This window comes from Deinococcus marmoris, assembly GCF_001949125.1.
GTDB lineage: Bacteria > Deinococcota > Deinococci > Deinococcales > Deinococcaceae > Deinococcus > Deinococcus marmoris_A.
The window spans coordinates 110342-136757 of sequence record NZ_MSTI01000115.1; the positions used below are offsets into that span (position 1 = coordinate 110342).

General features: G+C 65.3%; 27 protein-coding genes and 1 pseudogene. 17 read left to right on the top strand and 11 right to left on the bottom strand.

The genetic code is table 11. The annotated features are described in order from the left end of the window. Nucleotides 1-231 precede the first annotated feature (231 nt). Together BOO71_RS17250 and BOO71_RS17255 are read left to right on the top strand one after the other, a co-directional pair. Nucleotides 232-1236, top strand: a complete 1005-nt coding sequence (locus BOO71_RS17250) for an MDR family oxidoreductase (protein WP_075834382.1) — start codon at nt 232-234, stop codon at nt 1234-1236. 326 nt (nt 1237-1562) lie between these two features. After that, nucleotides 1563-2396, top strand: coding sequence for an HAD-IIB family hydrolase (locus BOO71_RS17255; RefSeq protein WP_368482883.1), 834 nt, complete (start codon nt 1563-1565; stop codon nt 2394-2396). 42 nt (nt 2397-2438) lie between these two features. Here BOO71_RS17255 and BOO71_RS17260 read toward each other — a convergent pair whose 3' ends face one another. Continuing rightward, complete coding sequence (locus BOO71_RS17260) at nt 2439-3038, bottom strand: PsbP-related protein (RefSeq protein ID WP_083653563.1); 600 nt, start codon at nt 3036-3038, stop codon at nt 2439-2441. 158 nt (nt 3039-3196) lie between these two features. Between BOO71_RS17260 and BOO71_RS17265 the strand changes: the two genes are divergently transcribed. Beyond that, nucleotides 3197-4156: an SMP-30/gluconolactonase/LRE family protein gene (locus BOO71_RS17265; RefSeq protein ID WP_075834386.1), complete on the top strand. Its 960-nt coding sequence runs from the start codon at nt 3197-3199 to the stop codon at nt 4154-4156. 45 nt (nt 4157-4201) lie between these two features. Here BOO71_RS17265 and BOO71_RS17270 read toward each other — a convergent pair whose 3' ends face one another. Beyond that, nucleotides 4202-5626: an ATP-binding cassette domain-containing protein gene (locus BOO71_RS17270; RefSeq protein WP_075834388.1), complete on the bottom strand. Its 1425-nt coding sequence runs from the start codon at nt 5624-5626 to the stop codon at nt 4202-4204. A 76-nt stretch (nt 5627-5702) separates the two neighbouring features. Between BOO71_RS17270 and BOO71_RS17275 the strand changes: the two genes are divergently transcribed. Next, a complete protein-coding gene (locus BOO71_RS17275) occupies nt 5703-6623 on the top strand; it encodes an SPFH domain-containing protein (protein WP_075834390.1) in 921 nt (306 codons plus the stop codon). A 2-nt stretch (nt 6624-6625) separates the two neighbouring features. Then, nucleotides 6626-7096: an NfeD family protein gene (locus BOO71_RS17280; RefSeq protein ID WP_075834392.1), complete on the top strand. Its 471-nt coding sequence runs from the start codon at nt 6626-6628 to the stop codon at nt 7094-7096. Between the two features lie 83 nt (nt 7097-7179). Here BOO71_RS17280 and rpsI read toward each other — a convergent pair whose 3' ends face one another. The 3 genes from rpsI to BOO71_RS17295 form a co-directional block, all read right to left on the bottom strand. Next, nucleotides 7180-7581, bottom strand: coding sequence for a 30S ribosomal protein S9 (rpsI, locus tag BOO71_RS17285; protein WP_029479913.1), 402 nt, complete (start codon nt 7579-7581; stop codon nt 7180-7182). A 2-nt stretch (nt 7582-7583) separates the two neighbouring features. After that, nucleotides 7584-8042: a 50S ribosomal protein L13 gene (gene rplM, locus BOO71_RS17290; protein WP_075834394.1), complete on the bottom strand. Its 459-nt coding sequence runs from the start codon at nt 8040-8042 to the stop codon at nt 7584-7586. Nucleotides 8043-8264: 222 nt separating this feature from the next. Continuing rightward, complete coding sequence (locus tag BOO71_RS17295; protein ID WP_075834396.1) at nt 8265-9404, bottom strand: deoxyguanosinetriphosphate triphosphohydrolase; 1140 nt, start codon at nt 9402-9404, stop codon at nt 8265-8267. 109 nt (nt 9405-9513) lie between these two features. On the opposite strand from BOO71_RS17295, the gene BOO71_RS17300 reads away from it, so the two are divergent. From BOO71_RS17300 to BOO71_RS17315, 4 genes are all read left to right on the top strand, one after another. Continuing rightward, complete coding sequence (locus BOO71_RS17300; protein WP_075834397.1) at nt 9514-9990, top strand: peroxiredoxin; 477 nt, start codon at nt 9514-9516, stop codon at nt 9988-9990. A 2-nt stretch (nt 9991-9992) separates the two neighbouring features. After that, nucleotides 9993-11102: a DNA glycosylase AlkZ-like family protein gene (locus BOO71_RS17305; RefSeq protein WP_075834399.1), complete on the top strand. Its 1110-nt coding sequence runs from the start codon at nt 9993-9995 to the stop codon at nt 11100-11102. Nucleotides 11103-11141: 39 nt separating this feature from the next. Further along, complete coding sequence (gene glmM, locus BOO71_RS17310) at nt 11142-12500, top strand: phosphoglucosamine mutase (RefSeq protein WP_075834401.1); 1359 nt, start codon at nt 11142-11144, stop codon at nt 12498-12500. 88 nt (nt 12501-12588) lie between these two features. Further along, nucleotides 12589-13104: a hypothetical protein gene (locus BOO71_RS17315; RefSeq protein ID WP_075834403.1), complete on the top strand. Its 516-nt coding sequence runs from the start codon at nt 12589-12591 to the stop codon at nt 13102-13104. A 60-nt stretch (nt 13105-13164) separates the two neighbouring features. Here BOO71_RS17315 and BOO71_RS17320 read toward each other — a convergent pair whose 3' ends face one another. The 5 genes from BOO71_RS17320 to BOO71_RS17340 all read right to left on the bottom strand — a co-directional run bounded on the left by BOO71_RS17320 (nt 13165) and on the right by BOO71_RS17340 (nt 18023). Then, nucleotides 13165-14292, bottom strand: coding sequence for an LLM class flavin-dependent oxidoreductase (locus BOO71_RS17320; RefSeq protein WP_075834405.1), 1128 nt, complete (start codon nt 14290-14292; stop codon nt 13165-13167). Next, nucleotides 14289-14795 (bottom strand): hypothetical protein, encoded by a 507-nt coding sequence (locus tag BOO71_RS17325; RefSeq protein ID WP_139322996.1) that lies wholly within the window; start codon nt 14793-14795, stop codon nt 14289-14291. The genes BOO71_RS17320 and BOO71_RS17325 overlap by 4 nt, the downstream gene beginning before the upstream one ends. Further along, nucleotides 14792-15646, bottom strand: coding sequence for a carbohydrate ABC transporter permease (locus tag BOO71_RS17330; RefSeq protein WP_075834409.1), 855 nt, complete (start codon nt 15644-15646; stop codon nt 14792-14794). The genes BOO71_RS17325 and BOO71_RS17330 overlap by 4 nt, the downstream gene beginning before the upstream one ends. Next, nucleotides 15643-16581 (bottom strand): carbohydrate ABC transporter permease, encoded by a 939-nt coding sequence (locus tag BOO71_RS17335; protein ID WP_075834411.1) that lies wholly within the window; start codon nt 16579-16581, stop codon nt 15643-15645. Before BOO71_RS17335 ends, BOO71_RS17330 begins: the two co-directional genes overlap by 4 nt. Before the next feature lie 200 nt (nt 16582-16781). After that, nucleotides 16782-18023, bottom strand: coding sequence for an ABC transporter substrate-binding protein (locus BOO71_RS17340; protein ID WP_075834413.1), 1242 nt, complete (start codon nt 18021-18023; stop codon nt 16782-16784). Between the two features lie 177 nt (nt 18024-18200). On the opposite strand from BOO71_RS17340, the gene BOO71_RS17345 reads away from it, so the two are divergent. The 6 genes and pseudogenes from BOO71_RS17345 (at nt 18201) to BOO71_RS17365 (ending at nt 23476) form a co-directional block, all read left to right on the top strand. Further along, a complete protein-coding gene (locus tag BOO71_RS17345) occupies nt 18201-19997 on the top strand; it encodes a M3 family oligoendopeptidase (protein ID WP_075834415.1) in 1797 nt (598 codons plus the stop codon). A 156-nt stretch (nt 19998-20153) separates the two neighbouring features. Further along, nucleotides 20154-21062 (top strand): P1 family peptidase, encoded by a 909-nt coding sequence (locus BOO71_RS17350; RefSeq protein WP_075834417.1) that lies wholly within the window; start codon nt 20154-20156, stop codon nt 21060-21062. 72 nt (nt 21063-21134) lie between these two features. Further along, a pseudogene (locus tag BOO71_RS28855) lies at nt 21135-21308 on the top strand (NUDIX domain-containing protein); the annotation flags it as partial. 172 nt (nt 21309-21480) lie between these two features. Continuing rightward, the gene (locus BOO71_RS27945; RefSeq protein ID WP_175607465.1) at nt 21481-21651 is read left to right on the top strand and encodes a hypothetical protein; all 171 of its coding nucleotides are present in this window, start codon (nt 21481-21483) and stop codon (nt 21649-21651) included. Next, on the top strand, nt 21648-22094 hold the full coding sequence (locus tag BOO71_RS17360; RefSeq protein ID WP_075834480.1) for an NUDIX hydrolase: 447 nt from the start codon (nt 21648-21650) through the stop codon (nt 22092-22094). The genes BOO71_RS27945 and BOO71_RS17360 overlap by 4 nt, the downstream gene beginning before the upstream one ends. A 131-nt stretch (nt 22095-22225) precedes the next feature. Next, nucleotides 22226-23476, top strand: a complete 1251-nt coding sequence (locus tag BOO71_RS17365; RefSeq protein WP_075834419.1) for a peroxiredoxin-like family protein — start codon at nt 22226-22228, stop codon at nt 23474-23476. 3 nt (nt 23477-23479) lie between these two features. Here the strand turns inward: BOO71_RS17365 and BOO71_RS17370 are convergent, their stop codons facing one another. Next, nucleotides 23480-24211, bottom strand: a complete 732-nt coding sequence (locus tag BOO71_RS17370) for a GNAT family N-acetyltransferase (protein ID WP_075834421.1) — start codon at nt 24209-24211, stop codon at nt 23480-23482. Nucleotides 24212-24267: 56 nt separating this feature from the next. Here BOO71_RS17370 and cobA point away from each other — a divergent pair, with 56 nt between their 5' ends. After that, the gene (gene cobA / locus BOO71_RS17375) at nt 24268-25785 is read left to right on the top strand and encodes a uroporphyrinogen-III C-methyltransferase (RefSeq protein WP_075834423.1); all 1518 of its coding nucleotides are present in this window, start codon (nt 24268-24270) and stop codon (nt 25783-25785) included. A 426-nt stretch (nt 25786-26211) separates the two neighbouring features. Further along, nucleotides 26212-26394 (top strand): 50S ribosomal protein L32, encoded by a 183-nt coding sequence (rpmF, locus tag BOO71_RS17380; RefSeq protein WP_029479883.1) that lies wholly within the window; start codon nt 26212-26214, stop codon nt 26392-26394. Nucleotides 26395-26416: the final 22 nt, after the last annotated feature.

The window sequence follows — 26416 nt, forward strand, 5'->3', positions numbered from 1 at the left end:
GTCAAACCAAAGCTGAAGCGCCACAGCAAAAACGCCGCCCTTGGGCGGGTTTCACCGGGCACTGGGGAAGAGCCGAAACTGGGAGGCTCCATAGCAGCGCAGAGTTTAACACATCCGCTTCCGGCCCGGTGGCTGAATATTTCGTTATGACTGTCGGGCAGCCGTTCAGACGCTAGCCTGCCCTTCGTCAGACGCCCTCACCTTCCCCCCGATCTCTTGGAGGTTCCACCCATGACCACATCCACCCTGCCCGACACCTACCGCGCCCTGCGGGTCATCCAGGACGGCGACGAGCGCCGCGCCGAATTTCAGACCCTGCCCCTCTCCGAGTTGCCTGACGGCGAGGTGCTGATCGAGGTGTCCCACTCCAGCCTGAATTACAAGGACGGGCTGGCCGTGACCGGCAAGGGCATCCTGCGCCAGTTGCCCATGACCCCCGGCATTGATCTGGCCGGAACCGTGCTGGAGGACCGCAGCGGCACCTACGTTCCCGGCGACGCCGTGATCCTGACCGGCTGGGGCATCGGCGAGCAACAGGACGGCGGCTACGCCACGCACGCCCGCGTGAAGGCCGACTGGCTGGTCCGCCAGCCTGCGGGCACCGACGCGAGCTGGGCCATGAGCGTGGGCACGGCGGGTTTCACGGCCATGCTGGCGGTCATGGCGCTGGAGGACGCGGGCGTGCGCCCCGAACACGGTGACGTGCTGGTCACGGGTGCGGCGGGCGGCGTGGGCAGCACCGCGATTGCCCTGCTGGCCCACGCGGGATTCACCGTTACCGCCAGCACCGGGCGCACCGAGGAAGAGACGTACCTGCGGGAGCTGGGGGCCACCAATATTATTCCCCGTGACGAACTGCCAGCCCTGACGCGTCCGCTGGAGAAGGAGCGCTGGGGAGGCGTGGTGGACACGGTGGCGGGCGAAACGCTGGCGGGTGCCTACGCTTCTACCCGCACGCACGGGGCCGTGGCCGTTTGCGGGATTGCCAGCGGGATCGGCCTGAAGACCACCGTTTTCCCACTGATCCTGCGGGGCGTGTCGCTGCTGGGCATCGACAGCGTGACCTGCCCTCAGCCCCGCCGTCAGGCCGCCTGGAAGCGGCTGGCCCTTGATCTACCCGCCTCCAGACTGGCCAGCGTGACCCAGACGCGCGGGCTGTCCGAGGTGACCGAACTGGCCCCACAGATTCTGGCCGGGCAGGTGCGGGGACGCACCGTGATCGACGTGAACGCGTAAGGCGGGATCGACTGGAAGATATTGACAACATCCGGAAATCCGAGCGGGACTCGCAGAGTTGCGGTGCAGAGAAAGAGGCCCTCTCTCCGAGTTGTCGCAGTCATGGGCGTCTGTTCATGACGGGTGTGAGCAGGAGAAAGACAGGTTCCGGGCGTGGAGTGCAGGCATCGGCATTGTCTCGATTTCTGCCGCGTGACAAACCGAATTCGTATGGGGCGGGATCGGGGGCACTTCCGGCCCACTACTGGGCAGGAGGATAGGGCAGCGTCAGTTGGTTGCCCCCTCTCTTCCCTTTACCTCCGCCCGTCTTTGCTAGGCTGCCGCGCGTGACCTCCCGCGACGCCCAGCCCCCTACCGGACGCCCACCCCTGCCGCCCCCGGCGGGCCTGCCGCTGCTGATGGCCTTCGATCTGGACGGCACCCTGATCACCGAACAGGGCCGCGAGCCGGACGCTGCCACGGCCCGCGCGCTGGCCCGGCTGCGCGCGGTGGGCGTGAAACTGGCGATCATCACCGGGCGCGATCTGGCCCCCGACGCCGTGCTGGAGGCCATGCAGCCCGACGCGGTGGCCACCAACAACGGTGGCCGGATCGTGGTGAACGGCGAACTGTACACAGAGGCCCGTTTCACGCCCGCAGACCTGGAAGCCGTGCTGGCCCACGAACTGAACGGCGCGCGGATCGTGTTGTTCACGGCGGACCGTCTGTTCGTGGATCTGCCGCGCGGCACCGAACCCGAACCCTGGATGATCGCCCGCAGCTACGGCCCATTGAGCGACGCGCCCACGGGCGATATCCTGAAAGCCGGGTTCTATCACCCGGAAGTGGCGGGGTTTGCCGGGCGGCTGCGGCAGTCGCACCCGCATCTGGTGGTGACCGGGGCACAGGCCCCCTACCTCAGTTTCCTGACCATTACGCCGCAGGGGGCGCACAAGGGCGCGGCCCTGACCCTGATCGCGGGCGCGCTGGGCCTGCCGCATGACCGCGCCGTGGCCTTCGGTGACAGCGACAACGACGAGGCCATGCTGGAGGTGGCGGGTTACGCCGTGCAGGTGGGCCAGTTGCCCCTGCTGACCCGCCATGCCCACACCCGCCTGGACCGCCAGACCGATCTGGGCGCGTTCCTGGGCGATTGGGCGGACCGGCTGGAACAGAGCTGAGAAATCCCCTCTCCGCAGGGAAGAGGGGGACGGTTGCAGGGCTTACTTGGCCGTCAGCGTGAAACTGTCGATGATCGCGCGCCCGCTGTCCAGCAACTCCTGGGGGGTGTTGGTGGGCGTGATCAGCGTCGCGGTATACAGGCGGTTGTTCTTGATGGTCAGCACCTGGGTCCAGCGCACCTTGCCGCCGTCGCCGTCGCCGCTGTAGCTCCACAGGATGGCGTTCTGGCCGCTGATCCTGATGGTCTTCTCGCCCAGCATCTTCAGGTTGGGCACGTCCTTGGGCATCTGCGAGGCGTACAGGTCGCGGATATCGGCCAGCGTCACCTTCAGTTCGGGCGGGGTGTCGCGCACCTGCACCGTCACGGTGGGGCGCAGCGCACCGACCACCTCGTTGACAAAGGCCACATCGACATTCGGCGCGTTCTTCAGGGGAGTCCAGCCACTCGGCACCTTGATGCTGTAGCCCTTGTCGCTGGTCACGGTAATGGCCTCGATGACCTTCTGGCCAGCGGGCGTGGCACCTGGGGCCGTGACCGGAGCGGGCGCGGCAGGGGTGGTCTGCGCCAGTGCAGACGGCAGGGCGGGCAGGGTCAGCAGGGCGAGAACCAGCACGGGAAGGGATGGAGCAAAACGCGTCATGCGCGGAGGCTAGTGCCTGAAAGTGAGGCGAGTCTGACGCGGTGATGCCGCCGGGAGACGCTGTAAAATGTAGTGCAGACTTATTTCTGAACTGTGTGTAAATGGATCTGAAGTCGGCTCGCACGCTGGGATGGTCCCTGGCCTTTATAACGGGTCATATGAAAAAATTGTTGACTGCTGCCGCCCTGACCCTTGCCCTGGCTTCCTGCGGCCCCGAGACCAAGCCGCCCGTCGAGACGGAGATGCCCGACACGGTGACCAGTTACACCCTGCCTGGCAATACTGTTTTCCCGGAGGGCATCGCGCACCTGGCAGGAAGCCAGAATTTTTACGTGGGCAGCACCACCGACGGCACCATTTTCAAGGGCACGCTGGGTCAGAAGGCCACTGAGGTCTTCGCCCTGCCCGACGCGGACCGCACCACGGCCATCGGCATGAAGATCGATGACAAGGGCCGCCTGTATGTCGCTGGTGGCGACACCGGTAAGGCGTTCGTCTACGACACGGTCAACAAGACGCGCCTCAAGCTGCTGACCACGCCTGCGGCCAAGGCCACCTTCATCAACGACGTGACCCTGACCCCTGACGCCGCGTATTTCACGGACTCGCAGCGCCCGATCCTGTTCCGCGCCACCCGCACGGACAGCAGCGTGGGCGACATGGAAGCGTGGCTGGATTTCACCGGCACGGCCCTGCAATATCAGCCGGGCTTCAACCTGAACGGCATCGCCTCCACCCCGGACGGCTCCACCCTGATCGTGGTTCAGAGCAACACCGGCAAACTGTTCCGTATCAAGGTCTCCGACAAGTCCGTGACCGAGATCAAGCTGAGTGGTGTGGGTGGCAACACCGTGCCCAATGGCGACGGCATCCTGCTTAATGGCCAGACGCTGTACGTGGTCCGCAACCAGGACGTGATCATCGTGCCCGTCACGATGTCCGCCGACTTCAGCACGGGCAGGCTGGGCACGCCGTTCAGCGACCCCAGCCTGCGTTACCCCACCACCATCGCGCAGGAAGGCAAGCGCCTGCTGGTCGTCAACGCTCAGTTCAACAACCGTGGCACGGGCCTGACACCGGAAGTGCCGTTCACGGTTTCCGATATCGCCATCAAATAAGCGTTTGTAAAGCATGGGAGGGGGCCACAAGCTGGCTCCCTTTTTTTATGTGGCCGATGCGACGGGCAAGCGCGACACCGCCGCAATCTGCCCCCTGTCCAGATGCAGGTGATGCGTCAGCCCGTCTGGCGCGTCGCTTTCTCGGTGGGCAATCACCATGACGTGCGTGCCGCCGCGTGCCAGTTCGGGCAGCAGGGCCAGGAAGCGGGCGCGGCTTCCAGCGTCCAGAAAATCCAGTCCTTCGTCCAGAATCAGCAGCGTGGGCGCGTGCAGCACGGCGCGGGCCAGCAGCAGCCGCCTGAGCTGCCCCTGAGACAGCGTTTCGGCGTGGCGGGGCAGCAGGTCCACCAAGTCGAGCTGGGCGGCGAGGCCCATTACCTTCTCTAATTCATCCACGCTCAGCTCTGGCACGAAGCCTTCGGTGCCGTGCAGCGCGCTGCCGATGATGTCCTTACCTGTCCAGTCGCGCCGCTGCCGGATGCCCAGTTCGGCCCCGACGATGCCCACGGTGCGGCGGCGTTCGGTCAGCAGATCACGCGTTAGATACGGGCGCTGGATTTTGCCGCCCAGCGCAGGATGCAGCTCCCCGGCGATCAGTCGGGCCAGCGTACTCTTGCCGCTGCCGTTCTCGCCCGTGACCAGCCAGTGTTGCCCGGCCTCCCACGTCCAACTGATTGGCCCCAGCGCCCGCGCGCCGTTGCGCCAGACCTCCACATCTTTTAATCGGATCAGATCACCTGTTCCCGGCGGAATGGGCAGGCTCAGGGCGGTGGTGGATGGGGGAGAGCCAGCTTCCTCCTCGCTGACGCGTCCGCCTTCCACCCGCACGGTGCGCCACGGCAATTCGGGCGCTTCCTCCGGGCGGTGGGTGGCGAGGACAAGCGCGACGCCCGAAGCGTGGACGTCGGCCAGCACGCGGCCCAGTTCCGCCCTTGCGCCCACGCTCAAACCGTCCGTGAATTCATCCAGCAGCAGTGCTTCAGGCTGGGGCATCAGCGCCCGCGCCAGTACCACCCGCCGCCGCTGCCCGTGGCTGAGGGTGCGGAAATCTCGCTCCAGCAAGGCATCTAATCCAGTCAACGCCACGACTTCCGAGAGGCGGGCTTCAGCTTCCGGCGTGGCGTCCCACAGCTTCAGGGTGTCGCCCTCGAAGGCGGCCAGCAGCACGTCCTGCACACTCTGTTCCCAGTCGCGGGTCAGGTAGAAAGCCTCCGCATCCGGCCCCACCACCGAGAGACTGCGCCGCGCCCGGACGGCTGATTTTTGTTCCACGCCATTCAGGACGTAAGTCCGCTGTCCGCTGACTGGCGAAACCTCCCCCGAAAGCAGGCGCAGCAGCGTGGTTTTCCCGCCGCCATTCGGGCCGAACAGGCGCAGGGCTTCCCCACTGTCCAGGCTCAGATTCACGTCTTCGAGCAGGGTGCGGCCCCCGGCCCTCACGGTCACATTCTTCAGTTCCACCAGCGTCATCGGAACAGAGTTTAGGGCCTGCTGGCGCGGGAACCTTCTGCCGTCCTCCCTCGTACTTACTGTCAGGAGGAAATTCATGGGTCCACTCATCGTTATCGTCGTTCTTCTTTTACTGGTGCTGATCACGTTGCTGGCAGGTGTTAAGAGCGTTCCACAAGGGTACGAGTGGACGCAGGAACGCTTCGGCAAGTACCAGCGCAGCCTCAAGCCGGGTCTGAACCTGATCATTCCGTACATCGACAAGATCGGGCGCAGGGTCAACATGATGGAACAGGTGCTGGACGTGCCCAGCCAGGAAGTCATCACCCACGACAACGCCCTGATCACCGTGGACGGCGTGGTGTTCTATCAGGTGCTGGATTCGGCCAAGGCCAGCTACGAGGTTCGCAATCTGGAACAGGCCACCCTCAACCTGACCATGACCAACATCCGCACCGTGATGGGCGGCATGGATCTGGACGAGCTGCTCAGCAACCGCGACTCGATCAACGCCCGCCTGCTGGCCGTGGTGGACGAGGCCACCGAGCCGTGGGGGGTCAAGGTCACGCGAATCGAGGTCAAGGACATCAAGCCGCCCGCCGATCTGGTGGCCTCGATGGGTAGGCAGATGAAGGCCGAGCGTGAAAAGCGCGCCAACATCCTGGACGCCGAGGGCTTCCGCCAGGCCGCCATCCTGAAAGCAGAGGGCGAGAAACAGGCCAAGATTCTGAACGCCGAGGGCCGCCGCCAGGCCACCTTCCTGGAAGCCGAGGCCCGCGAACGTGAGGCCGCCGCAGAAGCCGAGGCCACCCGCGTGGTCAGCGACGCGATTGCCAACGGGAACGCGCAGGCCATCAACTATTTCATCGCGCAGCGCTACGTGGACGCCCTGAAGGAAATTGCAATCGCGCCCAACCAGAAGACCCTGATCCTGCCCATCGAGGCCACCGCCGTTCTGGGCAGCCTGCAAGGCATCGCGGAGGTGGCCAAAGAAGCCTTCGGCGGGAACAAGAGGTAGCTATGGGCGATCTGTTGCCGTCTTTCGAGCGCATCCTGCCCGGCCACTGGTGGGTGCTGGGCGCGGTGCTGCTGATGCTGGAGGTGGCCGCGCCGGGAATCTTCTTCGTGTGGCTGGCGCTGGCCGCCTTCGCGCTGGGCCTGATCGTGTTCGTGTTGCCGCTGGCGGTGCCGTTCCAACTGGCGCTGTTCGCCGTCCTGAGCGTCCTGGCCGTCTTCCTGGGCAAGCGCTATGTGGGCAAGCTGGTGCTGGGCGGCTCCGAGGGTGACCGTCTGAACACCGGGGCAAACCGTCTGGTGGGCCGCACCGTCGTCGTCACCGCCGCCATCCACAACGGCGCAGGCCGCGTTCGCGTGGGCGACAGCGAGTGGCGTGCCACGGGTCCCGATACCCCCGAGGGCGCGCAGGTGCTGATCGTGAGCGCTGAAGGAACGACGCTGGCGGTGCGCGAGATCAGCGGAACCTGGGTGTAGCAAGCCTGAGCTTTCAACCTCTTGAGCAAGTAACAAAAAAAGCCCCTCCAGATTCTGGAGGGGCTTTTGAGTGGAGTCTCGCTTCAGCGCTTGCTGAACTGGGGCGCGCGGCGGGCCTTCTTGAGGCCGTACTTCTTGCGCTCGACTTCGCGAGAATCGCGGGTCAGCAGGCCCGAGGGCTTCATGACGGCGCGGAAGTCAGGGTTGACCTTCAGCAGGGCGCGGGCGATGCCCAGCTTGATGGCGTCGGCCTGACCGGTGGGGCCACCGCCGGTCACGGTGATCAGGGCGTCGTAACGTCCCGCCGTGCCGGTTTCGCGGAAGGCTTGCAGGGCGTTGACGGAGCGCAGCAGGCCACGGAAGTAGCTCTGGAACTCCTTGCCGTTGACCATGATCTTGCCCTCGCCGGGGCGCAGGAACACGCGGGCCACGGCGGTCTTGCGGCGGCCCGTGCCGTAGAACTGTTCGGGTTGCTGAATCGCCATGATTATTTGACCTCGTTATTTTTGGTGCGGGCGGTGTTGGTGATCGCCAGCGGCTGCGGGTTCTGCGCGACGTGCGGGTGGCGCTCTCCGGCATAGACCTTGAGGTGGCCGTGCATGGAACGGCCCTGGCGGCCCTTGGGCAGCATGCCGAAGACGGCGTGTTCGATCACGCGGTCCGGGTGCTTGGCCAGACCCTCGCGGGCGGTCTCCTTCTTCAGGCCGCCCTGGTAGCCGCTGTAACGGGTGTAGACCTTGCCGTCCAGCTTGCCGCCGGTCAGCGCGATTTTGGAGGCATTGACCACGATCACGAAGTCGCCCTGGATCATGTTGGGGGTGAAGTCGGGGCGGTGCTTGCCACGGATGCGGCTTGCAACCACCGTGGCCAGGCGGCCCAGCGGGATGTCGGTGGCGTCCACCACGATCCAGTTCTGCTCGTCATTTTTAGGAACAAAGGTTTTCACGGTAAAACTCCGTACAGAGAAGTGGGATTTGGCGGCGACACGCCCCGGCCTAACGGGGGGAAAGGTTTCGTGCGTGTCCGGGTGCCAGCCCGGCAATCCGCGCTCTACCAAGCGCAAGACACTAAAGGTCAGGCTATCAGATTGAGGTGTGGCTGGGCAAGTGGAGTTTGATGGGAACGGCTGCACGGCTGTTTCTTCATGCCGTGTTCTTCATGTCGCAGCCTAAAAATGCGGGGCGTGCTGGGCAGGTGGAGCAATGCTGGCGTGCATGTCCAGCGCGTAACGGTCCGTCATTCCCGCCAGGTAGTCGCAGACCACACGGGCCAGTTCCTCCGCTTCGGTGCGTTCCCGGAACTGCGGGGGCAACATGCTGGGGCGCTGCATGAGGGCGTGAAACAGCGTGGTCAGCACCCGGCTGCCCTGCTCCACCTGCATCTCCACGCGCCAGTGGCGGTACAGGTTTTCTTTCAGAAAGACGCCCGTGTCCCGCAGCAAGGCGCGGAGGTGGGGGCTGTAGGTGATCAGGCGGGCGGGCAGGGTTTGGACGGCGGCGGCGCTGCTTACGCCGCTTTCTGCAATGGCCGCGTCGCTCGCCGCTGTCAGGTCCCCGATCAGCCAGCCCAGCAGTTCGCGGTGCAGGGTGCGCCGCTGGCCTTCCGAGAGGACCGCGCCCGTGATGCCGATTCGGCTGGAAAGTTCGACCCACAGAGGCAGCTCCAGCAACTGCGCGTGCGAGAGCAGGCCACTCCGTAGGCCATCGTCCAGATCGTGGGCGGTGTAGGCCAGAGCGTCGGCGGCGTCCACCAGTTGAGCCTCTAAACTGGGTCGTTTCAAATGCTGGCCCAGTCCGGCACGGTCATGTTTGTTCAGGCCGTCCAGCGTGTCCAGCGTCAGATTCAACCCCGGATACTCCGCTTTGGGCTGCTCCAACACCGACACGATGCGCCGGGCCTGAGAGTTGTGGTCAAAGCCGCCATGCTCCGCCATCAGGCCGTTCAGCACGCGTTCCCCGGCGTGGCCGAAAGGGGGGTGGCCCAGATCGTGCGCCAGCGCCACCGTCTCGGCCAGCGTTTCGTTCAGGCCCAGATTCAGGGCCACCGAGCGGGCCACCTGCTGCACTTCCAGCGTGTGCGTCAGGCGGGTGCGGTAGTGGTCCCCGCTGGCGTTCAGGAACACCTGTGTCTTGGCCTCCAGACGGCGAAAGGCGGTGGTGTGCAGCACCCGGTCCCGGTCCTTCTGAAAGGCGGTGCGCGTGGCGCTCTCGGCTTCCGGGTATTCCCGCCCACGCGAATGCTGGCTCAGGGTGGCGTAGGGCGCGAGCGTCTGCGCCTCGCGGGACTCCAGATCGGCGCGGCTGAGCATGGGGGCAGTGTATTGCAGAGGACGGGCAGGAGGGGTTTTCCTCCACCCGGACTCCGTCCCAGAGAACCGCCCCGCGCCATTCACACGGTCCCACCTCTAAACTACGGGCATGAAGCCTGCCGTTCAGAAACCGGCCCCCGAGTTCACGCGCCGCAGCGACGATGGCCGCACCGTCAGCCTGTCCGGCCTGCGCGGGCAGTGGGTGGTGCTGTACTTTTACCCGCGCGCCAGTTCGGCAGGCTGTTCCATCGAGGCCCGGCGTTTCGAGGCGGCCCTGCCCGAATTCGAGCGCCTGAACGCGGCGGTCATCGGCGTCAGCACCGACACCGAGGCCCATCAGGCCCATTTCCGCGACACCTGCGGCCTGACGCATCCCCTCATCCCAGACGGTGACCGGGAACTGTGCCGGGCGTATGGCGTGATCGGCGGCCTGGGCGGCCTGCTGAACATGGCGTCGCGCGCCACCTTCCTCATCGACCCACAGGGCGTGCTGGCCTACGAACACCGCAGCGCCAATCCGGCCAACCACGCCTCGGTGATCTTGCAGGAGCTGGAGCGGCGGGCCGGGGAAGTTCAGGCGGGCTAGCGGTGGTTTCCCTCACCTCCGCTGATCTGCGGGCCGCAGCTTTCCGCACGCTGACGCCACAGCCCTCGCTTCAGGCGGCGCTGGACCGCATGGGTTTCTTGCAGGCTGATCCGATCCGCGCTCCGGCCCGTGCGCAGGATTTAACGCTGCTGGCCCGCGTTCCCGGCTACCGGGCGGGCGAACTGGAACGCCGCTACGCCGAACTGGACGTCGAGGAAGACATGATTCCCAATTACGGCTTCGTGCCGCGCGCCGTCCAGGCGTTGTTGCACCCGCGTGAGGTTGCGCCGGGCCGCGTAGAGCTGGAGCATCCAGGGCTGTTGGAGGAGGTCCGTGCCCAGTTGAACGAGGGTGAAGAACTGCATCCCCGCGATCTGGCCACCGCGCTGGGCAAGGGCCGCACCGTCAACGCCTGGGGCGGTCAGTCCAGCGCCACCACCCGCATTCTGGGCGCGCTGCACTACCGGGGCGAGGCCCGCGTGACCCGCCGGGTGGGCGGCGTGCGCGTGTACGGCCCGGCCCCGCATCTGGCCGCCCTGCACGCCGCGCCTCTGCCTGAAGCCGAACGTCTGGGCCGCACGGTGCATCTGCTGGCCGCGTTGTACGGCTCCCTGCCGGAAGCCAGCCTGCGCTATCTGGTCAGCCTGTCGGGCTTCGGCTTTCCGCACCTGCGCGGCGAGTTGAAGGCAGCGTTCAAGGTGGCTGTGAAAGAGGAACTGTCGGGCGCAACGGTGGACGGCGTGAAGTACGTCTGGACGGCGGATGGGTCTCCAGCCGACTCGCCTGCCCCGCGCGGGGTGCGGATCGTGGGGCCGTTCGATCCGCTGGTCTGGGACCGCCGCCGCTTCGAGCATCTGCACGGCTGGCCCTACCGTTTCGAGGCATACACCCCCGCCGCCAGACGCACGATGGGCTATTACGCGCTGCCTGTCTTTTCCGCCGGGCGCGCGGTGGGCTGGGCCAATCTGAAACTGGGTGGGGGAGAACTGGATGCGGAACTGGGCTTCATTCCTGGCTTCCGGCAGACCGCTACCTTCCACAAAGGGCTGGAAGCAGAGTTGGACCGCTACCGTGCATTTCTGACCGCCTCTTCAGTGAGCGGACTTGAGTAAGGTGTGTAAGGCACTCATGGGCGGTATGCTGACGGCAATATGAGTGACAATGATCGGAAGTATTTTGGAACGGATGGTGTGCGGGCGGTGGCGGGCGAGTTTCCCCTGACCGCTGCCTGGGTGATGAACCTCGGGGCGGCGGCGGGCGAGGTGCTGACGCGCCGCTCGCAAACAGGCAAGGTCAGCGTGGTGATCGGCAAGGACACCCGCCAGAGCGGCGACATGCTGGAAGCGGCCCTGGCAGCGGGCCTGACGGCACGCGGCGTCAACGTGATCCATGTGGGCGTGCTGCCCACCCCCGGCGTCAGTTATCTGGTGCGGCAACTGGGGGCGGACGCGGGCGTGGTCATCAGCGCCTCACACAATCCCTATGAGGACAACGGCATCAAATTCTTCGGCTCCGACGGCCAGAAGCTCAGCGACGCCACCGAACACGAGATCGAGGCGGCCATCGACGAGGTTGACGGTCTGCCCCCCGTGACCGGCGTGGACCTGGGCGGCGTGACCAACTCCACCGAGGCCGAGCGCGTCTATATCCAGTATCTGGTCTCGCATGCGCCGGACCTGAGCGGCCTCAAGATCGCGCTGGACTGTGCCAACGGGGCGGCCTACCGGGTAGCCCCCAAGGTGTTCCAGGCGGCGGGGGCTGACGTGTTCGCGGTGTACACCACCCCCGACGGGCGCAACATCAACCGCAGTTGCGGTAGCACGCACATGGACCACCTCCAGGCGATTGTTCGCAATGGCGACTATGACCTGGGTGTGGCCTTCGACGGCGACGCGGACCGCGCCCTGTTCGTGGACTCGCGCGGCAATGTGGTTCACGGCGATCACATGCTGCTGCTGAACGCCCGCGCCCGTCCGGCGGCGGCAGTGGTGGCCACCATCATGACCAACATGGCGCTGGAGGTGAAGCTGGAGGAGGCTGGAATTTCGTTGGAACGCACCGCCGTGGGGGACCGTTACGTCCACGAGCGCCTGCACTCCAAGGGCCTGCACCTGGGCGGCGAACAGAGCGGCCATGTGCTGTTTCTGGATGTCTCGCCCACCGGGGATGGCGTGCTGACCGCGCTGCTGACCCTGGCAAGCATGAAACAGATGGACACCACCCTGGACGTGCTGTTCGATGAGCTGACCATGTATCCGCAGACGCTGGTGAATGTGCGGGTGGCCGATAAAAAGGCCATCGCCCGTGACGTGACGGTGCAACTGGCCGTCTCCAAGGCCGAGGCCCAACTGGCAGGCCGGGGCCGCGTCAACCTGCGCCCCAGCGGCACCGAGAACCTGATCCGCGTGATGGTGGAGGGCCAGGACGCCGCCGAGATTCACGAGATCGCCCGCGTACTGGCCGCCGTCGTCGAGGAACGCGGGCTGAGTGGCGTGGTGGCTGGTCAGTGACCCTCCCCCAGTGCCTGACCAGTCCGGTCAGCCGCGCCGCGCATGGCTCTCATCCGCTCTCGGCACAATGGCAACAGGAGGTATTCTCATGAAAAACACCCAGATCACGAAGGCCCTGGTGACCGCGCTGCTGGTTGCCCCCGCCCTGGCCGCAGTCGCGGGCGCGCAGAACTCGCCCCTGAAAGTCACCGCGTCCACCCTGCTGGTCACGGAGGTCAAGACGGACGGCAAGACAACCGAGAAGCTGACCGACACCGCCAACCGGGGCGTGTCGCCGGGCGACCTGTTGCAGCTCCAGCAGCGTGTGGAGAACACCAGCAGAATGCCCGTCAAGCAGCTCAAGCTGAACATGGCGGTCCCGGCGGCCACGGCATTTGCCTCACAGAAGTGCGACGTGGACGGCGTGACGGCGCTGTTCAGCATCGACGGCAAGTCCTACGCCGCCGAACCCCTCAAGAAGTTCGTGACCGTCACCGAGAACGGCCAGGACGTGAAGAAGGAAGTCACGGTCAATCCTGCCGAGTACACCAACGTCCGCTGGCAGCTTCCTGACCTGAAGGGCGGCGACACGGCCACCTGCTTCATCCGCGCCACCGTCAAGTAGGCGGCAGCAAAGGAGGGAGGCGAGTCTTGACGGCTCGCCTCCCCTTCTTTTGTCTGTCGATCAGGCCACCGGAGCGACTTTATCCGTGTGAATGGCGCGGCCCTCTTCTTTTTTGCCCTTCAGGAGTGGCATCACCAGTTCCCCAAAGCGGCGGGCTTCTTCCAGATGCGGGTAGCCGCTGAAGATGAAGGAGGAAAAGCCCATGTCCTCGTATCGGCGAATCTTGTCGGCCACCTGCTGCGGGTCACCGATTAAAGCCACGCCCACGCCGCTGCGGGCCATACCTACACCCGCCCATAACCCCGGTTCCACCATCAGATCGGCGTCCAGATTCTTCACCATGTCGATCTGGCGCTGCTGGCCCACGCCGTCCACATGAGCGTGGCTGGCGACAAAGGCGGCGCGCACCTCCGGGTCCACGCGGCTGATCAGACGTTCGGCGGCGGCGCGGGCTTCCTCTTCTGTTTCGCGCACGATGACGTGGGTTCGCAGGCCGTAACGCAATTTACGTCCGGCCTTTTCCGCCAGCGCCGCCATCTGGGCCATGCGCTCTTTAATCATGTCCTCGCGCTCGCCCCACATCAGGTACACGTCGGCCAGCTCGGCGGCGATCTGCTGGGCCACCGGGGACGCGCCGCCAAAGTAGATCGGAATGGGTTGCACGGGGGCGGGGTCCAGCACGGCATTGTCGAAGGCGTAGATGTCCGATTTGAAGGACTGGGGCGGCGGCTGTGTCCACAACTGGCGCAGAATCTGCATGAATTCGCGGGTGCGCTCGTAGCGCTTGGCGTGGTCTTCAAAATCGCCGTACATGGCGTTCTCGGCGGGGCTGCTGCCCGTCACGATGTTCAATCTCACGCGGCCCGGAAACAGGTTTTGCAGGGTGGCGAGCATCTTGGCGTACATGGCGGGCTGGAACATGCCGGGCCGCACGGCGATCAGCAGCGCCGGATCGGTGGCCGCCGTCTGGGCCAGCGCCGCCACCGCCGCCGTGTAATTCTCGTGTTCGCTGTGGTAGTTGGTGGCGGTCAATAGTGCATCGAAGCCCGCCTCGCCTGCCGTGGAAATCAGGCTTTGCAGGTAGGGCAGCGTGGGCTTGCGCGGCATCTTGTTTTTGGTGCCGATAAATTCACCATCGCGCGAGAGTTGCAGGAACCACAGGAATTCGGACTGGGATGGGTTGGTCATTTGGTAACTCCTTGCTCGCCTGGGCGTTCTTGCCAGAAATAGATTGTGGGGCCATAGTCGTCGGGTTCTGTCACATACTTGAATATGAAAGTTTTACTGGGGAACTGTTCAGCTAAGGCTGCCTTCCAAGTGCGCTGTAGAATCTCGGCAATATATTCAAAGACCTCAAGAGCATATTCTGGACCTCTGTATTCCTGCCCCCCAGGGTTTGGAAGAAGGTCATAGATATGGATGTGGTTCATTACACTTTCAACACTGATGCGGTTTCCATTTGTTGACGCCATCCAGCTCTGAAAATTCTCTGTGCTATACACATCTTCGCGCAATACGCAACCATCAATTTCAATGAATTTCGGCCAGAAAAGCTGGGCGCAGGCAGTAATGATGTCCAGACTACCCTCCATCGCCAGAAGGTCAGAGAGGCCAAAACTCTGATCGTTCAACTCCTGCCACTCTTTGAGACGGGGCAAATGCTCAACAGGGGGTGGTGGAACCTCGCTCAAGCCTTCCCCCCGCCCGCCGTCAGTCCGGCCACGAATCTGCGCTGGAAGACGGCGATCAGCATGACCACCGGAATAGTGGCAATGACCACGGCGGCGGCAATTAACGGCCACGGAAAGGCGAATTCGCCCTGATACAGCGTGACGCCCACGCTGACCGTTCGCATGTCCAGTTTGGTATTAAAACTCAGCGCCAGCAGGAATTCGTTCCACGAGTTGACGAAAATGAGCAGCGCCGCCGTAACCATGCCGGGGGCCGACAGCGGCAGCACCACCCGCATCAGTGCGCCCACGCGGGAGGTGCCGTCAATCATGGCCGCCGCCTCCAGATCACGCGGGATGGCGCTGAAGAAGGCCACGAGGGTCAGAATCGCCACGGGCAGGCTGAGGGCCGCGTAGGGCAGGATCAGCGCGGGGTAGCTGTTGAGCAGGCTCAGGCCCCGGAACAGGCGGAACAGCGGCACCAGCAGGCTGACCACCGGGAACATGGAAAAGGCCACCACGGCGGTCAGCAGCAGCCCGCGCCCCCGGATGTTTAGCCGCGCCAGCGCGTAGGCTGCCGGAACCGCCACCGCGATGCACAGCGCGGTACTCAGCAGGCTGACCGTCATGGAGTTGAAGAAGAAGCGGGCGAAGGGCTGCTCGGTGAACACGCGGGCGTAATTGGCGAAGTTCAGCATGCCCGGCAGGTATTGCACCGGGAATTTCTGCAACTCGGCTTCCGTCTTAAGGCTGGTCAGGAGCATCCAGACCAGTGGGAAGAAACCGCCGACGATCAGTGCGGTCAGGCCCGCCCAACGGCCTACCTTGTCTCCCAGTGTCAGGCGTTCGGGGGCCGCCGTTTCGCCGCTCATGTGCTGGCCCCGTCACGCACGAAGCGCACGTAAACTGCCGTGACCGCCAGGCTCACCGCGAACAGCGCCACACTGAGGGTGGCCGCGTACCCGAAGTCCAGAAACTCAATGCTGGTGCGGTAGATATAAACCCCCAGGGTTTCCAGCAAGCCCTGCGCCGGAGCCTGTTGAATGAAGGTGTACGGAATGTCAAACACCTGCACCGCGCTGATGGAGCGGAAGATGAACGCCACCGCCAGGCTGGGGGCCAGCAGCGGCAGGATGATGCGGAAGAAGGATTGAACGCGGCTTGCGCCGTCCACCTCCGAAGCCTCGGTCAGTTCGCGGGGGATGCCCTGAAGGCCGCCCAGCACGATCAGCGCCACGAAGGAACTGGTTTTCCAGACAATCGTGACCACCATCGCCAGCACCGCCAGCCCCGGCGTGCTGAGCCACAACAGCGGTTCCTTGACGATGTGCAGCCGCACGATGATGTCGTTGAACACGCCGTACTGCGCGTTGAACAGCCACGCGAAGATCAATCCGGTCATGACCGGCGGCATGGCCCACGGCAGCAACAGCGCCACCCGCGCCAGCCCGCGCACCTTGCTGGGCGTGTGAGCCGCCAGTGCCATCGGAATGCCGATCAGGAACGAGCCGCCCACCGTCAGCACCGCGAAGAACAGCGTGTTTCGCAGCGAGGTGCCGAAACGCGGGTCAGCGAACATCTGCACATAATTCTTGAGGCCCACGAAGGGCTGCCCGTTGAACGGCTCGGTCAGCTTGTTAAAGTAAAAGCTGTCGCGGATGGTGGTGATCATCGGGAACAGCAGCACGCCGCACAGCAGCAGCGCGGCGGGCAGCAGCAGCCAGAAGGCCAGTTGCCCCTCGCTGGCCTCGCCACGGCTGCGGCCCCTGGGTTTGGGCAGCGGGGCGGCGATGTTCTTCTGGGTCATGGAATCTCCTTCGGAGCGGTCTAAGGGTCAAAAGGGCTAAGGGCTTTGGCCTTGCTTCTTCGCGGACGTGGAGGGGGCTACTCTTGTTTTCATTCAAACTGGGAGATACAGACTCGGCCCGCCTTAGACCCTTAGGCCGCCTCCAACAAGTTGCCCCCAAATCCAGTTCAACTCCAGATTTGGGGGCAAGGAAGGCGAACCTACTTCAGCAGCGGGGCCAGATCGCGCTGCATGTCGCTCAGGGCCGAGTCCACGGTCTTGCTACCCGCCACGGCGGCGGACACGTTGTTGCGGATGATCTCGCTGACCTTGGGATAGTTGGGCGTGACCGGGCGCGGGCGGGCCTTGAGGATCACCGGGTATAGCGCTTTGAAGTGCGGGTTGGCGGCCAGCACCTTGGCATCGCTGTACAGGCTCTTGCGGACGGGCAGGTACGCGCCGTTGACCGCCATGTCACGCTGGATGTTCACGCTGGACATGAATTGCAGCAGCTTGACGGCCTCTTTCTTGTGGTTGCCGTAAGCGTTGACGCCCCACTCCCAGCCGCCGGTGCAGGTGGCAGTGGGGTTCTTGCCGAACGAGGGAAGCGGGGCCACGCCCACGTCGCCCTTGACGGTGGTGGGCTGCGGACTGTTGCCCTGAAAGTGCGCCCAGGCGTAGCTCCAGTTCAGGCCTATCGCCACGTCCCCGGCCTGGAACTGGAGGCGCGAGTCGTCGGTCTTGATCTCGGAGCTGGCGGCAGGCGACAGCTTGGACTTGACCGAGTTGACTAGGAAGCCCAGTCCCTGCTTGCCCGCCGCGCTGTTGACGTTGCTGGCGTCGCCGCCCCCGGTCCACAGGGTTTCCAGGAAGTTGCACACGGTTCCCTCAATGGGCGCGCCCTGGAAGTTGAAGCCCTGCATCTTGCCGCCCTCGCCCTTCTGGATTTTTGCGGCGGTGGCGGTCAGTTCGTCCCAGGTCTTGGGCACGGGCAGCTTGTACTTGGTCAGCAGGTCTTTGCGGTAGTACAGGAACTGCGCGTCGGTGAAGGCGGGCATGGCGTACAGCTTGCCGCCGTAGGTGGCCGCCCCCACCGGGCCGGGCAGGAAGCTGCCCAGGTAGCTGTTCACACCGCTGATGTACCCGTTCAGCGGCTCGGCCCACCCGGCGGCGGCGAAGGTGGCGGTGCGGACCACGTCGATCAGGAAGATGTCCAGGGTGTCGTCGCGGGCGGCCAGCACAGTGGTCAGGTACTGGTTCTGGGCCTCGCTGGTGGCCCCGCCGGTCTCGATCTTGACCTTGATGTCGGGATTGGCGGCCTGGAAGCGGTCAAAGAGCGGCTGGAACACTTCGGGGCGCTGCTGGCTGCCCATGAAGACGTTGAGTGTGGTCACGGCTCCCGCCGAGGTGGTCAGGGCGGCGGAAACGGCGAGGGCAGCGGACAACAGCAAGCGGCTACGCATAGGTGGAACCTCCGGTGTGGGTCAGGCGTCCGTCTGACGCCAGCTCAGTTAATGGTTCCCTTAAAGTAGCACCTTTTCAAAAGAGGTCCGTCAAGTGTGGACTGCGTTGCTGCGGGCAACTGAAACGATCAAGTGAGCTGTTCACGGCGTTGCTTTCCCGCGCCCTAAACTGGGCGCATGACTTTCGCAGCGAATGCCCCCGAAATGCCCCGCTGGCGCACCGACGACCTCTACGCCAGCCTGAGTGACCCCCGGCTGGAACAGGATCTGGAAGGGCTGCGCGCCGGGATCGCGGACCTCGAACGGCTGTTTGACGAGCTGGATGTTCGTATGGATGGCCCCGCCGCCACCCCCGAAACGCTGGGGCGTGTGCTGGACGCCATGAACGCCTTGAGCAACCGCTCCGGCCCGATTGGCGCTTATCTGAACGCTTTTTTCACCACCGACAGCCGCGACACGCTGGCGCAGAGCCGCATGGCCGCGTTGACCACCCTGACGCTGCCGCTGGGGCCGCTGCGTTCGCGCCTGACCGCGTGGCTGGGCGGTCTGAGCGACGCGCAGTTCTCGGAACTGCTGGCGGCCTCAGGGACAGCGCGGGACCATGAACACTTTCTGCGCCGCGCCGCAGCACTGGCCCGCTACCAGATGTCGCCGCCCGAGGAGGACCTGGCCGCCCGCCTGCGTCCCAGTGGGGCCGGAGGCTGGTCTAAACTTCAGGGCAACATCAGCAGCGTTCTAAAAGGCGAATTCCGGGGCGAAAGCCTGCCGGTGACCGCCCTGCGCGCCCTTGCCAGCGACGCGGACGAAACGGTGCGCCGCGACGCATTCGAGGCCGAGATCGCCGCCTGGAAGTCCTCGGAGGTGGTCTTTGCCGCCGCTCTGAACGGCGTCAAGGGCGAGGAAGGCACGCTGGCCCGGCGGCGCGGCTTCGCGGACGCGGTGGCCCCCAGCCTGCTGGCACACGGCATTGACCGTCAGACGTTGGACGCCATGCAGGGGGCGGTGGTGCGCTCCTTCCCCGATTTCCGCCGATATTTTGCGGCCAAAGCGCGGGCGCTGGGCAAGCAGAAGCTGGACTGGTGGGACATTCTGGCCCCGGTGGGCCACAGCGAAACCGAGTGGACCTACGGCGCGGGGGCTGAATTTGTGGAACGGCAATTCCGGGGCTATTCCGCTGGGCTGGGCGACTTTGCCGCCGAAGCCTTTGACGGCGATTGGGTGGACGCTGGCCCGCGCGAGGGCAAACGCAGCGGGGCGTTCTGCATGCGCTGGACGCGCGGCAAGAGCCGCATCCTGATGAACCACGCCCCCAGTCTGGACAGCGTGTCCACCCTGGCACACGAGCTGGGCCACGGCTACCACAACGCCCGGCTGGCCCAGGCCGAACCGCTGCAACGCGAAACGCCCATGACCCTGGCCGAGACTGCGTCCATTTTCTGCGAAACCGTGGTGCAGAACGCCGCTCTGGCCGACGCGACGGGGCCGGAGCGCCTGTACGTGCTGGAAACCAGTCTGATGGGCCACGCGCAGGTGGTGGTGGACATCCACAGCCGCTTTCTGTTCGAGCGGGCCGTGTTCGAGCGGCGCGAGAAGGGTGACCTGAACCCGCAGGAATTTGGCGAGCTGATGACCTGGGCGCAGCGTGAAACTTACGGCGACGCGCTGGGCACGTTGCACCCCTACATGTGGGCGGTCAAACCGCACTACTACAGTCTGGCCTTCTACAACTACCCGTACACCTTTGGCCTGCTGTTTGGCCTGGGCCTGTACGCCCAGTATGTGACGGCGCGCGAGGCTGGGATGGAGGCCGAGTTCCAGACCCGTTACGACGAATTGCTGGCCTCCACGGGCCGCGAGGGTCCGCTTGCCCTGGCCGCCCGCTTCGGCATCGATCTGCACGCCCCGGACTTCTGGGAGGGCAGCCTGGACGTGATCCGGCGGCAGATCGACGCCTACGTGGAGGCGGTGGGATGAGAGGTGGTCTAAGGGTCAAAGGGTCTGAGGGTCTGAGGTTTTTAGCTCCTCCCCCCGTGCGGGGGAGGCTGGGACTGGGACAGCTCCGCAGGAGAGGGGGGGCCACCGGGCAGGCCACCAACGAAAGTAAGTTTCCTGCCCTCCTTCTCGTGTCCTATGTCTGATCCCACCCCTACCCTGACCGCCATCCCCGGCTTTCGCGTCGGCCACTGGACCGATCCAGTCGGGATGACGGGCTGCACGGTGATCCTCTGCCCCAATGCGGGCGCGGTGGCCTCCGCCTCGTTTCTGGGGCCAAGTCCGGCGACGCGCGAGGGCGTGCTGCTGTCGCCCGAGAAGAAGGTGGAGCGCGTCCATGCCCTGCTGCTGACGGGCGGCAGCGCCTTCGGGCTGGCGGCGGCGTCCGGCGTGGTGCGCGTGCTGGAGGAGCGCGGCGTGGGCCACCAGACCCCGTTTGCCCGTGTGCCGATTGTTCCGGCGGCAGTGGTCTATGACCTGGGCGTGGGCGATCCTCTGGCGCGTCCGGGTGAACGGGAGGGCGAGCTGGCGGCGCGTTCCGCCTCCAGTGATCCCGTACCGCGTGGCCGGGTGGGCGCTGGAACAGGGACGACGGCGGGCAAGTACCTGGGAGGTCCGGGGGCGGTTCCCGGCGGCCTGGGCAGCGTGATGCTGGAGCGGTACGGCGTTTCGGTGGGCGTACTGGCGGTGGTCAACCCGATTGGCGACGTGCTGGACGAACGCGGCGGCGTGCTGGCCGGGCCGGGAACGGGGCCAGGGGCCGTGTCGTTTACCCCCGGTGATGTGGAGAACACCACCCTGGTCGCCGTCGTGACCGAACACACGCTGAGCAAGGCCGATTGCCGCCGCCTGGCCGACGCCGCACAGACCGCGCTGGGCCGCGTGATCCATCCCAGCCACACCTACTGGGACGGCGACGCCGCCTTCATGCTCAGCAGTTGCGCGAAGCCGCCCGCCGATCCGCTGCTGCTGGGCGCACTGGTGCAGGAAGCCGTATGCGCGGCGGTGCGTGACGCGGTGCGGCAGGCCAATAATTTGAGTGTGTAAGATACTCAGGTGAGTACAATCGATTACGTAACTGGTCTGCGGCGGGTCATCGGTACGCGGCCCGTCAACCTCGTGGGCGCGGCGGGCATCATCGTCAATGGAGACGGCGAATTGCTGTTGCTACGGCGTGCAGGAGCAGAGAACTGGGGACTGGTCACGGGCATCAGCGAACTGGGCGAGTCGCTCTCTGAAACGCTCCGGCGCGAGGCTCTGGAGGAAACGGGGCTGAGAATCGGCGCGGTGGAACTGCTGGAAATGCTCATACGGATTCCGTTTGTTTCATGCAGGAATCGGAACAGCGCCGATCCCTCCACTCCACGCCCGGAACCCGTCTTTCTCCTTCTCGCTCTGCTCGGATTACGGGTGTTTCCAACACCTTTCAATCGGAGTCCGTATCAGTCCTGTCGCGCTGGCCCAGGTGGCGAACGGCGATCATTTCTACAGCTACACCGCCCTGTTCCGCGTGACCGGCTGGAGTGGAACACCTGTGCCAGACAGCCTCGAAATCGCGGACGCACAGTTCTTCTCACTGGATCACTTGCCCCCGTTGACCCGTCTGGGCCGCAAAGCCCAGGCGTGGCTGGCATGAATTACGTCCGCGATCTCCGCGCTCTGATCGGTCACGCGCCTGTCAACTGGGTGGGCGTCTGCGCGCTGGTGGTGAATGCCGAAAATGAAGTCCTGTTGCAACGCCGCACCGATACCGGCGGCTGGGGCACCCCCGGCGGCATCGCGGAACTGGGCGAGCCACTCCCCGAAACCCTGCGCCGCGAACTGTGGGAGGAGGCGAGCATCACACCCATCCATCCTGAATTCCTGACGGTCATCAGCGGGCCGCAGACCTATCAGAAACTTCCCAACGGCGACGAGTTCTATCAGGTGGTGGCCGTCTACGTGGTCCGCGAGTGGCATGGCGTTCCTGTCCCAGACGGTGAGGAAGGCACCGAACTCCGCTTTTTTAGCCTGGACCATCTGCCCGCCCCGCTCGGCCCGGTGGACGGCGAGGCGCTGGGGCTTTTGCGGGTGCGCTGACCCTTGCCTACCCGGAGTCCAGCCCCCAGACGTTCATCCTGCTTTTCTTCTCCCGGAGAGACGACAGGTTCGATTCTTATACCAATCTTCACGAAAGGGTTCTGTGAGGTGAACTTTTTTACACTCGGTTCATGTTGCTCCCCGTGTTGCAGGCCGTGTCTCAGGTGGCCGCGAAAGACAGCCCCACCGTATTGAACCTCTCGTTTGCCGATCAGCAGTTGAACACGGCGCTGCGGCTGATGCAGGGCCAGATCGTGGGGCTGCGGAGCAGCGTGCTGCCGCCCTGGAGCGTGTCGCTGATCGCGCTGGGCGTGCATCCGGCCACCATTGCCGAGGCGCAGCAGGTGGGCGGGAATTTGCAGGGCGCACTGGCGTTCCTGCTGGACCGGGGGTATCTGGGCCGCACGCAATTGGACACGGCGGCGCAGGAGCGGGCACTCTCGGCGCTGCTGCCGCTGGCGTGGCAGACCAGCATGACCAGTTCGGCCCCGTGGACCGATGCCCCCGCCGAACTGCCCCTGAACAGCACCCAGACGCGTCAGGCCGTCGAGACAGCCGAGCGTCACGCGGCCCTGCTCACGCGGGAGGAGCGTTCTCTCAAACCCTCGTCCCGTTTTGCGGCGAATCCGCTCTCGGCTCCGGCGCTGCTGGGAGACGACGGCAAGGAGCGCGTCTACCACGCGGCCATGCGCGGCCTGAGCCTGGGGGAAATGTCGCAGCGGACGCCGCAGCGCTGGGACACCCTGACGCAGACCGTGAGCCGCCTGCTGCGCGACGGTGCGTTGCGCCCGCAGAACGCTGCCGCGCCGCGTGAGGTGGCCGACGCGCTGAAGGCCGGGCAGGCCGCGCCGGATTTCTGCCTGCCGGATCTGGCCGGGGGCGAATTGCGCCTGAGTGCGCTGCGCGGCCAGCCGGTGTGGCTGGTGTTCAACCGCCAGAGTACCTGCGCCATGTGTAACCCGCACCACGCCAAGATCATTGCCATGCATGAGCGCCTGCGTGAGCGCGGCGTGCAGATCGTCTCGGTGTGGGGCAGCCCGCTGGAAGACCTCTCGGACGGCATCGGCAGGCAGCGTCCGCCCTACCCGGTGCTGGCCGATCCCAAAGACGAAACCTATGACCGCTACGGCCTGCGGATGAGCCTTAAAGGCACGCTGGACCCCCGCAACCTGTCCACCATGATCCAGGGCTTCCGCATGATGGGTGCCAGTGCCCTCAAGGACGACGGCGAGTTGCTGCGGATGCCCGCCGAGTTCCTGATCGGTGCGGACGGAGTGATCGAGACCGCGCATTATAACAGCTACGGCAGTGACTGGCTGCCCCTGGAACGGGTGCTGTCCTGGGCTGACCAGCAAAAGCCAGGATCGAGTAAGCTCAACTGAGCTTCATTTTCGCCGTGTCAGCGTCAGCCGCGCGCCCACCAGCCGGAACCCCGCCCGCTCCACATTGCGTTCACTGCCTGTGCCCGGCGTGACGAACACGCTGGCGAGGTCTGCCCCAGCCTGCGCCGCGATCTTCAGGCGGTGGGCCAGCAGCGCGGCCTGTACCCCGCGCCCCCGAATTTCGGGCAGCGTGGCCGTGCCGTGAAAGGCGGCGACGCCCTCTACGGCGCTCAGGGCGGCAGTCGCGGCAGGTAGACCGTCCACATCTGCAATGAAGAGCTGTGTTCCCGGCGCGTGTGCCACCAACGACATGATCTCCTCGGCTCCTGGGCCGAAGCCCCGCGCGGCCAGGGTTGCCCAGGCGTCGGCTTCTTCTACACGAATTGGGGTGGAAGCTAAGGTGGGCAGGTTTCTCAGACCATGAATATAGGCGTGCAACACGTAATCCAGCATGTAGCCGCGCGCAGTCAGCAACGGCAGCCCGGCGGCGGCGAAGGCCGAGAGCAGATGGATGGTGGCGGGCTGATCCTGCTCCATACAGAACGCCTCAAACTCAGCCAATTCCTCTGGCGTGGGCAGGCGCGTGCCGTCATACCAGGCGATGTTCAGGGGCAGGTTCGGCCCAGCGTGAACGGCCACCAGCGGGCCAAATCGCGCCGTCTTGCCCGTTCGCCCATACCGCGCGTGCGCTGTGGCCTCCCCGTGGGCAAGCCGGGTTAAAACGTCTGTATTCATCCCGCCAGCGTAGCGTCCCGCATTTGTCCCCGCCTCCGCCCGCTAGCTTAGGCAGCATGACTCAGGCTTCAACTTCCTCGCGCGCTTTCGTTTCCCTGATCGGGGCCGGGCCGGGCGATCCCGGACTGCTGACCCTGCGCGGCCAGCATGCCCTCCAGAACGCGGATGTGGTGCTGTTCGACTATCTCGCCAACCCCGAACTGCTGCGCTGGTGCCCGGACGCCCACACCATTTACGTGGGTAAAAAAGGATTCAGCGAGTACATCACCCAGGAGCAGATCAACGCGCTGATCGTGAACACAGCTCAGCAAAACGGCGGCCAGCGCGTGGCCCGCCTCAAGGGTGGGGATGTCTTCGTTTTCGGGCGCGGCGGCGAGGAGGCCGAGGCGTGCGCCCATGCGGGCGTTGGGTTCGAGATCGTTCCCGGCGTGACCAGCGCCATCGCCGCCCCCGCCTACGCCGGGATTCCCGTGACCCACCGCGACGTGGCCCGCTCCTTTGCCGTCCTGACGGGCAACACCCGCGAGGGCGGCGCGCATTACGAGCGGTTGTCGGGCGTGGACACCCTGCTGCTTCTCATGGGCGTGCGGAATCTGGACACCATCGCCGCCGAGTTGATCGCCTCCGGGCGTGATCCGCAGACGCCCGCCGCCACCGTGCAATGGGGCAGCACCCACCAGCAGCGCGTGGCGACGGGAACGCTGGAAACCATCGCGCAGGCGGTGAAGGACGCTGGCCTGGAAGCCCCCGCCGTGACCGTGGTGGGCGAGGTGGTCAAGCTGCGCGACAAGCTGCGCTGGTTCGACAACGCCCCTACCTTCGGCGGCCCCCTGAGTGGTAAGACGGTGGCCGTGACCCGCACCCGCGACGGCTCCAGCGCCCTCTCGGACGTGTTGCGGGCGCGTGGCGCATCGGTGCTGGAAGTGCCGCTGATCCGCTTCGAGGCGGCTTCCGATGGGGGAGGGGCGGCCCTGAACGTCCTGCGCGACTTCAGGGGCTGGCTGCTCTTGACCAGCAATCAGGCCGTGACGGCGCTGTTCTCTTTGCTGGACGGCGCTGAGCTGGACGCCCGCGCCCTGGCCCACGTCAGGATCGCCGCCGTCGGCCCCAGCACCGCCCGCAGTCTGGCCGAGCGTGGTCTGCGCGCCGACTTTGTGCCGTCTACCCCCGGCGCACGCCACCTGGGCGCGGAGTTGCCCGCCGATGGGGGAGAGGCCACTCTGCACCTGACCTCCCAACTGGCCGAGGACGAGTTGCAACGGGCTTTGGAGGCACACGGCATTGGCTATACGCGGGCCGAGTTGTACCGCACGGAAGCCGCCGCACCGGACGAGAACAGGCTGGAGCGCCTGAAAAACGCCGCCGTGCTGACCCTGGCCTCTGGCAGTGCGGCCCGCCATCTGGCGAAGCTGGCAGATGCAGACTTCAATCCGCTGAACATGCCCGTCGCCGTGATGGGGCCGCAGACCGCCGACGCCGCACGCGAGGCAGGCTTCACGCGCGTGACCGTGGCGGAAACGGCCAGCCTGGAAGCCCTGGCGGACGCGGCAGAGCGGGCGGTGCGGGGCGAATAATGATGTTCCCTGGCTCCCTTTGAGGAGGGCTGGCTGCGGAGCGGACTGGGAGGTTAAACCGTTGAAGCATTCCTGACAACTGATCTGAGGTCACAGCATTCAGAGACTGAGATTGCCATGCCCGCTTAACCCCTCCGCCCCTCCGGGGCACCTCCCCTCAAGGGGAGGCAAGGGTTGCGGAATTGTCCGGCCAGCAGCGCACTCTCGGCTCCCTTTGAGGGGGCTGGCTGCGGAGCGGACTGGAGTTAAACCGAATCCACCACCTCATTACCCGGAACGACTCTCGCCCACATCCCGCCTCAACTCTGGGCCGTGCTATACTCCCGCCTGTTGTCTCGCCCGCTGCTTCAGGTCTGTCCCTGGGCGCAATATGGCGGGCAGAATGCGTCCTGGCGGGAAACGCCCGGCAAGAGGAGAAATCACAACATGGCTAAACATCCCGTTCCCAAGAAGAAGACCAGCAGAAGCAAGCGCGACATGCGCCGCAGCCACCACGCGCTGACCGTGCCCAACCTGTCCGAGTGCCCCCACTGCCACGCCAAGAAGCTCTCGCACCACATCTGCCCCAGTTGCGGTTATTACGATGGCCGTCAGGTGCTGGCCGTCTAAGCAAGTCCATTCTGAAACAGGC